The organism is Dyella jiangningensis, assembly GCF_003264855.1.
Lineage (GTDB): Bacteria > Pseudomonadota > Gammaproteobacteria > Xanthomonadales > Rhodanobacteraceae > Dyella > Dyella jiangningensis_C.
The window spans coordinates 1,048,633-1,060,895 of the sequence record NZ_NFZS01000001.1 but is presented as its reverse complement, the minus strand read 5'-3'; the positions used below and the strand labels follow the sequence as shown (position 1 = coordinate 1,060,895).

General features: G+C 66.0%; 15 protein-coding genes. 7 read left to right on the top strand and 8 right to left on the bottom strand.

The genetic code is table 11. The features are described 5' to 3' along the window. Positions 1 to 90: 90 nt before the first annotated feature. Positions 91 to 969 carry a LysR family transcriptional regulator gene (locus tag CA260_RS04550; RefSeq protein WP_111981224.1) on the bottom strand — a complete coding sequence of 293 codons (879 nt, stop codon included), beginning with the start codon at positions 967 to 969 and terminating at the stop codon, positions 91 to 93. A gap of 86 nt (positions 970 to 1,055) precedes the next feature. Between CA260_RS04550 and CA260_RS04545 the strand changes: the two genes are divergently transcribed. From CA260_RS04545 to CA260_RS04535, 3 genes are all read left to right on the top strand, one after another. After that, entirely contained in the window at positions 1,056 to 2,078 is a 1,023-nt protein-coding gene (locus tag CA260_RS04545; RefSeq protein WP_111981223.1) for a YeiH family protein, read from the top strand. 74 nt (positions 2,079 to 2,152) lie between these two features. After that, positions 2,153 to 2,989: a hypothetical protein gene (locus CA260_RS04540; protein WP_111981222.1), complete on the top strand. Its 837-nt coding sequence runs from the start codon at positions 2,153 to 2,155 to the stop codon at positions 2,987 to 2,989. A 22-nt stretch (positions 2,990 to 3,011) separates the two neighbouring features. Then, positions 3,012 to 3,431 carry a GFA family protein gene (locus CA260_RS04535; protein WP_111981221.1) on the top strand — a complete coding sequence of 140 codons (420 nt, stop codon included), beginning with the start codon at positions 3,012 to 3,014 and terminating at the stop codon, positions 3,429 to 3,431. A gap of 43 nt (positions 3,432 to 3,474) precedes the next feature. On the opposite strand, the gene CA260_RS04530 is transcribed toward CA260_RS04535, so the two are convergent. After that, positions 3,475 to 3,891, bottom strand: a complete 417-nt coding sequence (locus CA260_RS04530; RefSeq protein ID WP_111981220.1) for a DUF302 domain-containing protein — start codon at positions 3,889 to 3,891, stop codon at positions 3,475 to 3,477. 112 nt (positions 3,892 to 4,003) lie between these two features. Beyond that, positions 4,004 to 4,750, bottom strand: a complete 747-nt coding sequence (locus CA260_RS04525; RefSeq protein ID WP_111981219.1) for a glucose 1-dehydrogenase — start codon at positions 4,748 to 4,750, stop codon at positions 4,004 to 4,006. Between the two features lie 109 nt (positions 4,751 to 4,859). Between CA260_RS04525 and CA260_RS04520 the strand changes: the two genes are divergently transcribed. Then, positions 4,860 to 5,243, top strand: coding sequence for an ArsR/SmtB family transcription factor (locus CA260_RS04520; RefSeq protein WP_111981218.1), 384 nt, complete (start codon positions 4,860 to 4,862; stop codon positions 5,241 to 5,243). Between the two features lie 5 nt (positions 5,244 to 5,248). On the opposite strand, the gene CA260_RS04515 is transcribed toward CA260_RS04520, so the two are convergent. Continuing rightward, complete coding sequence (locus CA260_RS04515) at positions 5,249 to 6,238, bottom strand: dipeptidase (protein ID WP_238149608.1); 990 nt, start codon at positions 6,236 to 6,238, stop codon at positions 5,249 to 5,251. 315 nt (positions 6,239 to 6,553) lie between these two features. Next, positions 6,554 to 7,243, bottom strand: coding sequence for a tRNA (adenosine(37)-N6)-threonylcarbamoyltransferase complex dimerization subunit type 1 TsaB (gene tsaB / locus CA260_RS04510; protein ID WP_111981217.1), 690 nt, complete (start codon positions 7,241 to 7,243; stop codon positions 6,554 to 6,556). 209 nt (positions 7,244 to 7,452) lie between these two features. On the opposite strand from tsaB, the gene CA260_RS04505 reads away from it, so the two are divergent. Both CA260_RS04505 and CA260_RS04500 read left to right on the top strand, forming a co-directional pair. Continuing rightward, positions 7,453 to 7,824, top strand: a complete 372-nt coding sequence (locus CA260_RS04505) for a nuclear transport factor 2 family protein (RefSeq protein ID WP_111981216.1) — start codon at positions 7,453 to 7,455, stop codon at positions 7,822 to 7,824. Between the two features lie 98 nt (positions 7,825 to 7,922). Then, positions 7,923 to 8,729 (top strand): helix-turn-helix domain-containing protein, encoded by an 807-nt coding sequence (locus tag CA260_RS04500; RefSeq protein ID WP_111981215.1) that lies wholly within the window; start codon positions 7,923 to 7,925, stop codon positions 8,727 to 8,729. Positions 8,730 to 8,732: 3 nt separating this feature from the next. On the opposite strand, the gene CA260_RS04495 is transcribed toward CA260_RS04500, so the two are convergent. Further along, a complete protein-coding gene (locus tag CA260_RS04495; protein ID WP_111981214.1) occupies positions 8,733 to 9,101 on the bottom strand; it encodes a VOC family protein in 369 nt (122 codons plus the stop codon). A gap of 79 nt (positions 9,102 to 9,180) precedes the next feature. Then, positions 9,181 to 11,115, bottom strand: a complete 1,935-nt coding sequence (locus CA260_RS04490; RefSeq protein WP_111981213.1) for an ATP-dependent DNA helicase — start codon at positions 11,113 to 11,115, stop codon at positions 9,181 to 9,183. A gap of 74 nt (positions 11,116 to 11,189) precedes the next feature. Between CA260_RS04490 and CA260_RS04485 the strand changes: the two genes are divergently transcribed. Continuing rightward, a complete protein-coding gene (locus CA260_RS04485) occupies positions 11,190 to 11,567 on the top strand; it encodes a VOC family protein (protein WP_111981212.1) in 378 nt (125 codons plus the stop codon). Positions 11,568 to 11,730: 163 nt separating this feature from the next. Here CA260_RS04485 and CA260_RS04480 read toward each other — a convergent pair whose 3' ends face one another. After that, positions 11,731 to 12,261, bottom strand: a complete 531-nt coding sequence (locus tag CA260_RS04480; RefSeq protein ID WP_111981211.1) for a tetratricopeptide repeat protein — start codon at positions 12,259 to 12,261, stop codon at positions 11,731 to 11,733. Positions 12,262 to 12,263: the final 2 nt, after the last annotated feature.

Sequence of the window (12,263 nt, the reverse complement as noted above, 5' to 3'; positions counted from 1 at the left end):
CGCACCCAGTGCGCGATCCATTCGCGTCACGACAACAACCATGCGCCGCGGTCGCGCACTGGGTGCGCTCCTACAGGGGCTCGCCCGAGCTCAATGCGCGCTGTCGAGGAATGCCTCGATCAACGCCCCGCGGTAGCGCTGCCGGTGCAGCAGCAACGACAACTTGCGTCGCAAGTCGAGGAACGGCGTGCGCAGCACTTTCAACCGCCCCGCGGCCACCGCATCGATCACCGCCACTTCGGGCACGCAGGCGATGCCAAGGCCCGCGATCACGGCCTGCTTGATCGCCTCGGCCTGATCCAGTTCCAGCACGGTTTCGCCTGGCGGGAGACTGGCTATCGCGCGCTCGCTCAAGCTGCGCGTCGCCGAACCCGGTTCGCGCAATACCCAGCGTGCGCCGGCGAAATCGTCGGGCTGCAGGCGGCGTTTGCGCGTGAGCGGATGATCGGGCGGCGCGCAGACCACCAGCGCGTCGTCGCGCCACGGACGTACTTCCAGCGATGGATGCGCCACCGGGCCTTCCACGCAACCCAGTTCCAACGCGTGATCGAGCATCGCGGCGACGATCTCCGCGGTGTTGGACACGCGAAGCCGTACCGAGACGTGGGGATGGGTGCGCACGAAGTCGCCCAGCAATTCGCCCACGCGATAATTGCCCACGGTGTTGCTCGCGCCCACGCGCAGTTCGCCGCCAAGCTCGTCCACGCCACCGCTGCCGAGCCGACCGAATTCCGCGTAGCGCTCCAATAGTTCCTGCGCCAGCGGCAACAGCTCGCGACCGCGCGTGTTGAGGCGCAAGCGCCCCCGTTCGCGGGCGAACACCGGGGCATCCAGCTGCCGCTCCATCTCCGCCAGCGCCATGCTCGCGGCGGGCTGGGTCAGGTGCAGCACCTCGGCGGCCGCGCGGACGCTGCCCAGGCGGGCGATCTGCACGAATACCTCGAGCTGGCGCGGGCTGACGTTGATCATCAGGCTATCTTATAGCATGAATCAATAATTCCAAATTTTCCTGATGGACTATGCAGCGGACAATGGCGCCATTGCAGGAGCACGCCATGAATGCCACGACCACCGCCACCGCCACGCCCTCGTTTTCCCAACGCCTGCCCGGCTTGCTGCTTTCGGTGGCCATCGCGCTGGTGGCATGGGGCCTGGGTCGCGGGCTGCCGCTGATCGGTGGTCCTGTCTTCGGCATCGTGCTCGGCATCCTGGTGCGCAACCTCACTTCGCCGAGCGGCACGTACACGCCCGGCATCCAGTTCGCCGGCAAGCAGGTGCTGCAGTGGTCGATCATCGCGCTGGGCTTTGGCCTCAGCCTCAACCAGGTGGCGAAGACCGGGCTGGAGTCGCTGTCGGTCACACTGGTGACGATGACGGTCGCCTTCCTTTCCGCCTGGGCGCTGGGCCGCGCGCTCGGCGTGCATGACAAGCTCAAGATCCTGATCGGCGTGGGTACCGCGATCTGCGGCGGCTCGGCCATCGCGGCCGTCACGCCCATCATCAAGCCGGATGAACACGACACCGCGTTCGCCATTTCCACCATCTTCCTGTTCAACCTGGTGGCTGTGCTGCTGTTCCCACTGCTGGGCCACCTGCTGCATCTCTCCGACCTCGGCTTCGGCCTGTGGGCGGGCACGGCCATCAATGACACGTCGTCGGTGGTGGCCGCGGGCTACAGCTTCAGCAAGCAGGCTGGCGATTACGCCACCATCGTCAAGCTCACCCGCGCCACGCTGATCATTCCGATCTGCCTGGTGCTCGCCTTCGCCACCGCGTGGAAGCAGAAGAAGCAGGGCGCCACCGATTTCAGCCTGCGCCGCATCTTCCCCTGGTTCATCCTATGGTTCCTGGTGGCGTCCGCGCTGCGCACGGCGGGCCTGGTGCCGGTGGTGATCCAGCCGGCGCTGCACGTGGCCGCCGAGTTCCTGATCATCGTGGCGCTCACTGCCATCGGTCTCTCCGCCAACCTGCGCAAGATGACGTCGACCGGCGCGCGCCCGATCCTGCTTGGCCTTGGCGTATGGGCCGCGGTGTCGGTGAGCAGTCTGCTGGTGCAGCTGATGATCGGGCAGCTCTGAGGATTGCTCCGCACCGCGACGACGCGGCAGACTGGACCTTCCGCCGTTCGATGGCGACTGCACAGGGATGTGGCATGCGAACCCTATGGCGCAACGCATGCGTCGCCCTGCTCACCCTGCTGTTGACCTCGACGTCCATGGCCTCCGCCCGAGGCGATACGGAACAACGCGTACTGTTCGTCGGCAACAGCCTGACCTACGTGAACAGCTTGCCGGTGATCTTCGAACTCACCGCGCAGGCCCAGAGCGGGTCGCCTCGTTACCGTGCCGACATGTACGTGCGTGGTGGCGCCAGGCTATCGGAGCTGGCGCAGGAACCCAAGCTCAACGCGCTGCTCGATTCGGGCGTCTACCAGATCGTGGTTCTGCAGGAGCGCGGCGGTGACGTGCTGTGCCTGCGCGAAGCCAGCGGAACGGAGGAAGACGCGCGCGAACGATGCAATCACATGACCGCGGCGCATCTGACGTTGGCCCGGCAGGCACGCGAACACGGCGCGCGGGTGCTCTATATGGGCACCTACCAGTCTGTCTCCAGGTTCTCGCAGATGCTGGTGAGTGCGGAGGCGGAACTCGGCCACAAGATGGGCGCACCTGCGCTGGAGATCAGCGAGACGCTGCGAAGTCTCCAGCAGCAGCACGCGGATTTTCCCTGGCTGTATGTCGACAACAGTCATCCCGGCATCGCCACCACCGCGCTGATGGCGCTACGCGCGTACCAGGCGCTCCATCCAGACGAACCGCTCAAGCCTTACGCGTTGTGCACCGGCATCGAGCTGTATACGAATCACCTGGGTGACCGCACCTTTGTCACCCACGACGACCTCAAAGCCAAGGCCGGCCCAAGACGTTGCCTGTTGAGCGAAGCGCAGACCGGCGCGATCATCGACGCGCTGTCTACGCCCGCCGACTGATTTCATACTTGGAATTGCGCGCATGCTGATCGAAGGTCGATGCCACTGCGGCAACATCAGTTTCTCGCTGCGCTGGGAACCCGATCCCGAGGAGATCCCCGCGCGCGCCTGTGACTGCTCGTTCTGCGCCCGACATGGCGGCGTGTGGACGTCGTGTCCGGACGGCTATTTGCGTGTGTCAGTGCAGGACGCCGCACTCGTATCGCGCTATGCCTTCGGCACACGTACCGCGGAGTTCCATGTCTGCGCGCGCTGCGGCGTGGTCCCGTTGGTGACCAGCACGATCGACGGGCATGGCTATGCCGTGGTCAACGTCAATGTGTTCGAAGGCGTCGAGCCGGCGCGGTTGAAGCACAGCGCGGCGAGCTTCGGCGAGGAAGAAGCGGACGTGCGATTGGCGCGGCGGCAGCGTTACTGGATCAGGCACGTGGAATTCGTCTGAACACGGCGCGACGCATACACCATGCAGCGCACGAAACCGCTCTTTACTTCCGCGCGAACTGTTGCAGGAGGGCCATCGCCGGTGCGAGCTGACTGGCGGTTTCCGGTCCGAGTTCGTGCCGGCCGACGATGTATTCCGGCGTGTTGCATGCGATCCACGCGTCGCCGTGTTCGTCTTCCCACACCAGGGCCTTCAGCGGCAGATCGAGTCCGATGGCGGGTTCCATCTTCATCAATGGCGTGCCCGATTTCGGGTTGCCGAAGATCAACATCTTCTCGGGACGCATGCTCAGCCCAGCCCGCTCCGCGTCGCCGCTGAAATCGATGCGCGCGAATATGGTGAGGCCACGCGAGGTGATGGCCTCTTCCAGCCCTTCGAAGGTCTTTACGAAGTCGAACGATGAGCGGAAGCGAATGACGCCGAAGTGCGGAGCACCGAGACTGGAGACGTCCTGAGGCATGGCCCACCTGGTTCGATGAGGAATCGAACGAGATGCTCCGACCTGTTCCGTCAAGACGATGCATGCGGCGGTGCGCCCCGTGAACGGAAGCGCACCGCCGCCAGGGCTCGCCTCAGCGCACGCCGCCGCCGGCGAACAGGCGCTCGCCGGTCAGCCAGTACGAGTCGTCCGAGGCCAGGAAGGTGACGATGGAGGCGATGTCGTTCGGCTGGCCGATGCGGCCAAGCGGAGTCTGCGCCACGGCGTGGGCGTGGAAATCCGAGCCGATGAAACCGGCTGAATGGGTGCCCTCGGTCTCCACCATGCCCGGATTCACCGCGTTGACGCGGATCTTGCGGGGGCCCAGCTCGCGCGACAGCACGCCGGTGATCGCGTCCACCGCGCCCTTGGTACCGGTATAGACCGCGCTGGTCTCCGGCACGATGCGGGTCACGAGCGAGCCGATGTTGATGATGCTGCCGCCTTCGCCGAGGTGCTTGACGGCCGCCTGGGTGGTCAGCAGCAGGCCGAGCACGTTGACGTTGAACTGCTTGTGGAAGTGTTCCTCGGTGATCTGCTCGATGGCGCCGAACTCATAGACGCCGGAGTTGTTGACGAGGACGTCCAGGCGACCGAAATGCTTGACTGCGGCATCCACGATGCCCTGGGCGTCGGCTGCCTTGGAAACGTCGCCGCCGACGGCCACGGCCTTGCCGCCGGCCTTTTCGATCTCGCTGACCACGACGTCGGCGCCAGCCTTGCTGGAGGCGTAGTTCACGACGACGGAGGCACCTTCGGCGGCCAGCGATTTCGCGATGGCGGCGCCGATACCCTTGGATGCGCCGGTAACGACGGCGACTTTGCCTTTGAGCTTGCTCATGACGGGTCCTGACGGGAGTTGGGGAGAGGACAACTGGGAGTTCTCAACTCCCATAGTTCGCAACATACGAACTTATGAACTAGTTTTCAAGAGCTGGTAAAATGACGGCATGCGTCCGTTGACCCACCCCTCGATCGACGACATCACCGTGGAGGGCATCCTCCATGCGCTGTCCGATCCCGTACGCGTCCGTATCTACGCGCAGCTGGCCTGCGCGGAGGGCGCCAACAGCAGTTGCTCGGCCTTCCTGCAGGTCGAAGACCGCTGCATCCCCAAGTCCACCCTTTCCCAGCACTTCCGGGCGCTGCGCGAGGCGGGGCTGATCCGCAGCGAGCGGCGCGGCGTGGAGATGCTCAATACGACCCGCTGCGACGAGATCCAGCAGCGCTTTCCCGGCCTGCTACCGGCGATCATGAACGCGCACGCGATCCAGTCAGGCAAGCCGCTGCCGCCCGCTCCGGGGGATCCGCCCGGGGACAAGTCTCCCGGCTGACGGCCTCAGGCCATCCAGATGTCGCGGTAGACGCGACTGAAATTGAGGCCCAGCACCTTCTCGATGGTGCGCGAGCCATAGCCCTGCTTCTGCATGGCATCCGCCACCCGCTCAAGCCGGCGCGGCGTATTGAGGTCCGGAATGTAGAGCGGCCGATTTTCACCGGGGGCGGCAATACCCTTCTTCCGGCGCTCCTCCAGATACTTCATCACGTAGGCGATGTCCTCGTCGGTGAGCGCGGCCACCGACAGGTCGGTGCCGATGCCGACGTGATCCTCGCCGCACACGTCCAGCGCGTGCGTCAGGTGCCGCATGAAATCCGCGAGCATCGGCTGGCGTGTGTCCTCGGTGAGAAAGGGCAGCATGTAGATGCCCATCACGCCGCCCTTGTCCGCCATCGCCTTCATTTCGCGGTCGTTCTTGTTGCGGGGATGATCGAACACGGCGCGGCAGCCCGCGTGGGTGATCACCACCGGCTTGGTCGATGCGGCGATGCCGTCCATCGTGGTCGCGACGTTGGCATGGCTCAGGTCCAGCGCCACGCCGAGTGCATTCATCCGCGCGATCGCCTCCCGTCCCAGCGAGGTGACGCCGTCGGCATCGCCGTCGAGGCAGCCACAGCCAAACGGCGACCTGCGGTTGTAGGACAGCTGCATCACCAGCACATCGAGGTTGCGGAAGGTCTCGATGCGATCGGGCTTGTCGCCCAGCATGCTGGCCGCCTCGAACGAAAGGATGAGCGCCAGCTTCTGCTCGCGCTTGGCGCGATCGAGATCGTCATGGCGAGCGACCCGGAGAAAACGATCGGGGAAGTGCCCGACCAGCTTCTGCACGGCGGCGATCTCGGCCACCGTCTCTTCGAAGCTGCCCTCGAAGCCACCCATGGTGGTCTTCATGGCGGTGACGCCACTCTCGCGGACGATCTTCAGCGCTTCGGCGGTGTCTTCGCTGCAGCAGATGCCGCCGATGCCGGGCGTGCTGTTGCCGTCAAGCACGAACGCGTTGTCGTAGAGGTTGCCGGCGACTTGCCTGCGGTGGAAGCGGCGCCATGGCTGCCGGCAGCGGCGAACGTCGCGGTGGGTGCCAGCATGCCGGCGACCAACGCGCGGCTCGACATCGAAAGGAATGCCCTGCGATCCCCCGGACGACTCATGCGGCGTCTCCCCTCAGGTCGCGGCGCGAAGTGAATCGTGGCCATCCGTGGCCGGCGGTCCCGTCCGTGTTTCCCCTGGGACCCGGCAACCATAGCGGGACAGACGCCGGAACGGCATCTCATACAAGTCGTAGGAAAATTCCTACAAAACGCGGCGTCAGGCTTTGCCTTGCTCCACCAGCGTGAGCGCCACCTTGTCGCGCAGGTATACCGGTAATGCATGTTCGGGCGCCGTTGCACCGCCCGCCGCGAATTCGCGCGCGGCCAATTCCGCGACATGTCGCGCCTGCGGGTAGCGCGCACCTTCAGCAGACAGCAGCTCACCGGTGAGACGAGGACGCAACTCGCCGGCATAGGTGGCCCAGCCGGTGCCGACCACATGCCACCGCACCTGCTCGGGCAACGACAGCGCTTGCGGCAGGCACACGCGTTCATCGTCGAGCGCGATCAGGCCACCGTTGTCGTCGCGACGAAAACTGGCGGCGTAGATCTCGCCCATGCGCGCATCGATCACGGCGAGGATCGCCGATTCGTCTTCTGGCGCTTCCAGTGCGAGTGCAGCGAGCGACGACACGGTGACCACCGGTACGTCCAACGCCAGCGCCATGCCCTGCGCCAGCGAGATGCCGAGACGTACGCCGGTGAATGCGCCAGGGCCGCGGCCCACGGCGATCGCGTCAAGCGCGTGGCGCCCCAAGCCGGCTTCGGCCAGCAGGTTGTCCGCCATTGGTAACACCAGCTCGGCGTGGCGACGAGGCGCGATTTCGCTGCGCGCGATGATTTCGTCGCCATGGATCAGGGCGACGGAACAGGCTTCGGTGGAGGTTTCAATGGCGAGCAGATTCATGAGGACTCCATGGTAATGGCAAGCATCGCCCCGGACACGTCTGGCAGGTTCACCGGCCCTGCCGCCATCGAGAGGGCCCGACGGCGGCAAGGCCGGGCACGACGGAGGCAAAAGCAGGACAACGATCCATTACCTGCCAGGTAATCGCTTGTGCGCTCGGGTGGCCGCAAGCTGGACTCACCCCAACGAACACGAAGAGGAGAACGAAGATGCCCACCGATGCCTATGCCCTCGCTGAACGCTATATCGCCAGCTGGAACGAGACCGACACCCTGCGTCGCCGCAACCTCATCGAGGATGTCTACAACGAGCATGCGCGCTACACCGACCCGATGGTGGATGCCAAGGGTTGGGAAGCCATCGATGCCACCGTCGCCGCGGTGCAGAACATGTTCCCGGGTCACCGGTTCACTTTGGCCGGCGATGTCGACGCCCATCACGACACGCTGCGTTTCCAGTGGCATCTGGCCGCGCCGGGTGCCGAGGAACCGCTGGTGATCGGCTTCGACGTGGCGTCGCTGCAGGACGGCCGCATCCGCCAGGTGTTCGGCTTCCTGGACAAGGTTCCGCAGATGGCCTGAGCGCCATCGGGACGGCGGTGCGATGCGCCGTCGTCCCCGCCTCCGGTTGCGCTCGCATGGGAAGATGACGCGATCACCCGCCTGGACCGTCCACGCCGATGAGCCATACTGCCGCCCTGCCCGCCGCTTCCCCACGCCCGATCGGCGACCTGCTGCGCGAGTGGCGGCGGCATCGGCGCTTGAGCCAGCTGGACCTCGCCAGCGGTGCGGAGATCTCCACGCGCCACCTCAGCTTCATGGAGTCGGGTCGCGCGCAACCGAGTCGCGACATGATCGTGCGCCTTGCCGAGTACCTGGAGATTCCCTTGCGCGAGCGCAACCAACTGCTGATCGCCGCGGGCTTCGCACCCGCCTATCGCGAGCGCGCGCTAGCCGATCCCGCGCTGGCTTCCGTGCGCGACACCATGCGCCTGCTGCTGCAGGGCATGGAGCCCTATCCAGCCCTGGTGGTCGATCGCCACTGGCATCTGGTCGACTGCAATCAGGCCACGCAACGCCTGCTCGCAGGGCTCCCGCCGCAGTGGCTGCAGCCGCCCATCCACGTGCTCAAGCTGAGCCTGCATCCGACAGGACTCGCGCCGCGCATCCGCAACCTGCCGGTGTGGCGTGCGCACCTGCTCGAACGCCTGCGACGGCAGATCGATGCCACGCAGGATCCGGGGCTGATGACGCTGCTCGCCGAACTGCGCAGCTATCCGGGTGAGGAGTCGGCGTCTTCGCATACCAACGATGCGATCGCGGTGCCGATGGAACTCGAACTCGGTGATGCCGTGCTGTCGATGCTGAGCACCACGACGGTGTTCGGCACGCCGATGGACATCACGCTCGCCGAGCTGGCGCTGGAAGCCTTCGTGCCTGCCGATGCGGCGACAGCGGCATGTCTCCGGCAACTCGCCGCCGCTTAGCGCCTAGGCCGGCGGCTGCCACAGTTCGATGCGCGTGCCTTCCGGATCCATGATCCAGCCGAAACGCCCGAACTCGCTTTCCTCGACACGGTCATCCACCGTCACGCCGCCTTCGCGAAGCCTGGCGAGCATGCCGTCGAGATCATCCACGCGGAAATTGATCATGTACGGTTGCGCGCTGGGCGCGAAGTAATCGGTGTCCGCGGCGAACGGGCACCAGACGGTGTAGCCGCTGCGCGCGGCATCGTCGTCGAAACGCACGCCGCCCCATCCTTCGATCGACAAGCCCAGGTGCTGGGCATACCACTCGCCCAATGCCTTGGGATCGCGCGACTTGAAGAAGAAGCCGCCCATGCCGGTGACCTTGGCCATGCCGTCGCCCTCCACGCGGTGGAATGTCGGGACATCGTCCAGCGACCGGGCGCAGAAAACCAGTGCCGGCCTGACGGGATCACCCGACCGACGATGCACCGCCGGCGAAGAACGCCTGCACATCGCCCAACACCCGCGTGCGCGGCATGGGCGGCAGGCTGCCCAGGAACAGACGTCCGTATCCCTTGGTGGTGAGGCGCGGATCGCACAGCACCAGTACGCCACGGTCGTGCACGTCACGGATCAGGCGTCCCGCGCCCTGCTTGAGCGCGATCACCGCGCTGGGCACCTGCCAGCCCATGAAGGGATTGATGCCCGAATGCTCCAGTGCTTCCAGGCGCGCCTGCAGCACCGGATCGTCCGGCGCCGCGAAGGGCAGCTTGTCGATCACCACGACGCTCAGCGCCTCGCCCGCCACGTCCACGCCCTCCCAGAAACTCGCGGCGCCCAGCAGCACGCCATGGCCGCTCGCACGGAACTCTTCCAGCAGGCGATGGCGCGGCGCGGTGCCCTGCACGAACAGCGGCCATGGCACGCGCTCGCGCAGAAGCTCGGCGGCGCGACGCAAGGCCCGATGCGAGGTGAACAGCAGGAAGGCGCGCCCATTCGATGCATGCAGGACAGGCAGCACGGCCTCGACCACGCGATCGGTGTAGTCGCGAACGGAGGGATCGGGCAGGTTTTCGGGCAGGTAGCACAGCGCCTGCTTCGCATAGTCGAACGGGCTCTCGACATGCAGCGTCTGCGGATCTTCCAACCCGAGCTGCCGAGCGAAATGATCGAAGCTGCCCGCCACCGAGAGCGTGGCAGACGTATGTATCCAGGCCGCCTGCGTCTGCTCTCGCATCGCGCGCAACGGCGCGGCGAGATCGAGCGGTGTGGCATGCAATGCAAAGCCGCGCGGAAACAGTTCGAACCAGCGCACGTCCCGTTCGCTCTCGCGCTCGGCGATGCGATCGAGACGTTCGCTCAGGTGTGCGGCGCGCTCGTGCGCATTCGCAAACCCGCGCGAACGTTCCGCCTGTGACGCCAGCACGTCGGTCAGCGCCGCCAGCACGTCGCGCGTGTCGTGCAACGCCGCGTTGATGGCGTCGCTGGCCTCCAGCAAATGGAATGGGCCGCGCTCGGGCAGCACATCCATCGCCAGGCGCAGCTTGCGCACCGTTTCCTGCAAGGCTTCCACGGGTTCGAGCAGCAGGCCGATGGCGCCGGTCACGCCATTGCACTCATTGAGGCTGTCCTGCGCCAGCTCGGTGAGCTGTCGCGCGCTGATGCTCTGCGAGAAGAACTGCCCTGCCAGCTCGGGAATCTGATGTGCCTCGTCGAGAACGAAGGCCTGCGCACCCGGCAGGATCTCGCCGAAGCCTCCCTGCTTCAGCGCGAGGTCGGCAAACAACAGGTGATGGTTGACCACCACGAGATCGGCTTCCTGCGCTTCGCGCCGCGCCTTCACCACGTGGCAGTCGTCATAGAACGGGCATTCCACGCCCAGGCAATTTTCCGGCGTGGACGTGACGCGCGGCCACAACGGCGATTCTTCGGGCACCTCCGCCAGTTCCATGCGATCGCCACGCCGCGTGCGCGCCGACCACGCGCGAACCGCAGCAAGCTGCGACGCCTGCGTGCGATCGAACGTGGCACCTTCGCGTACGGTCTGGTCCAGGCGATACAGGCACAGGTAGTTGGAACGTCCCTTCAGCAGCGCCGTCTTCAGGCGCGCATCCAGCACGGAGCGCACGCGCGGGAGATCGCGGAAATACAACTGGTCCTGCAGCGCCTTGGTGCCGGTCGAAACGATCACGCGCTCGCCAGACAACAGCGCAGGCACCAGGTACGCGAAGGTCTTGCCGGTGCCGGTACCAGCTTCGGCGACCAAGGTCTCGCGCTCGGCGATGGCGTGCTGCACCGCGCGCGCCATCGCCTGCTGGGCGGCGCGCGGGGCGAAATTGGGTAGCTCGCGGGCGAAGGGGCCTTCCGTGCCCAGCAGCGCGGCAACGTCCTCGTTATCGATCATCCGGCAAGTATGGCCGACCTTCCGCCGGGCTGCGAATGCCCTAGACTGCGAGTGGCCTCCCGCGGAGCATCGCCATGTCCACGCCCATTAATGGCATCGGCCAGATTGCGATCACCGTCAGCGACGTCGATGCGGCGCTGTCCTTCTATCGCGACATCCTCGGGCTGCCCTTCCTGTTTCGCCCGGCGCCCAACCTCGCCTTTCTCGACAGCGGCGGCGTGCGCCTGATGTTGTCGACCCCGCAAGGCGCGGGCGCCGTGGGCGGCAATTCCATCCTGTATTTCAAGGTTGGCGACATCGAACACGCCTTCGCTTCGCTGCTCGATCGCGGCGCGGTGGGTGAACGCGAACCACAGGCCACCGCGGAGCTGTCCGACCACACGCTGTGGCTGGCGTTCCTCCGTGACCCGGATGGAAATCTGGTGGGGCTGATGGAGGAGCGTCGGCGCTAGGGCACCGTCTTTGCTGTAGGAGCGCACCCAGTGCGCGATAGCCTACGGAGCGGTGAAGCGACGCCACTTCCATACCGCTGGCGAAAAGCAGTCACTACCGTGAGACGTTACTCTGCGGTCGCGCACTGGGTGCGCTCCTACAGGGTATGCGTGACTCCCGCGCTCAGTAGCGCTGCAACCCTTCCACATGGCACTGCGACACCCACTTGCTGGCGCTCGCGGCGCCGGCCTGGTCATCGGCGCGCTGGCGCAGTTCGACGATGGTCTGCCAGTTGCGGGCGCACAGCGGACCGAGGCGCGGGCCCAATTCCCACGAGCGGTGCGCGAGCTTCTCGGCGTTGCCGTAGTCCTTCAGGCGAATGGCCAGCTCGGCGCGGTCCTGCAGCAGGTCCGGTGAATCCGGGCTGATCTTCAGCGCCTGGTCGAGCTTGGTCGCCGCATCCTGGTATTTGCCGGTACGCAGGTCGCCTTCGGCGGCGTCCTGCAGCGCGGCCACGCCCGGATCGCGCAGCGGGTTCACGTCGATGGCCGACTTCTCCTTGTCGCCCGCCGCCCGGATCGACGCCAGCATCTGCTCATCCGAAATGGTCGGACGCGTGGCCTGCGCCGGAACGCTGGGCTGGCTGCACGCGGCGAGCAGCAGGACCGCCAACGTGGCTGGGGCGGCGGAGAGGCGAAGAAGACGGCTCGACATGG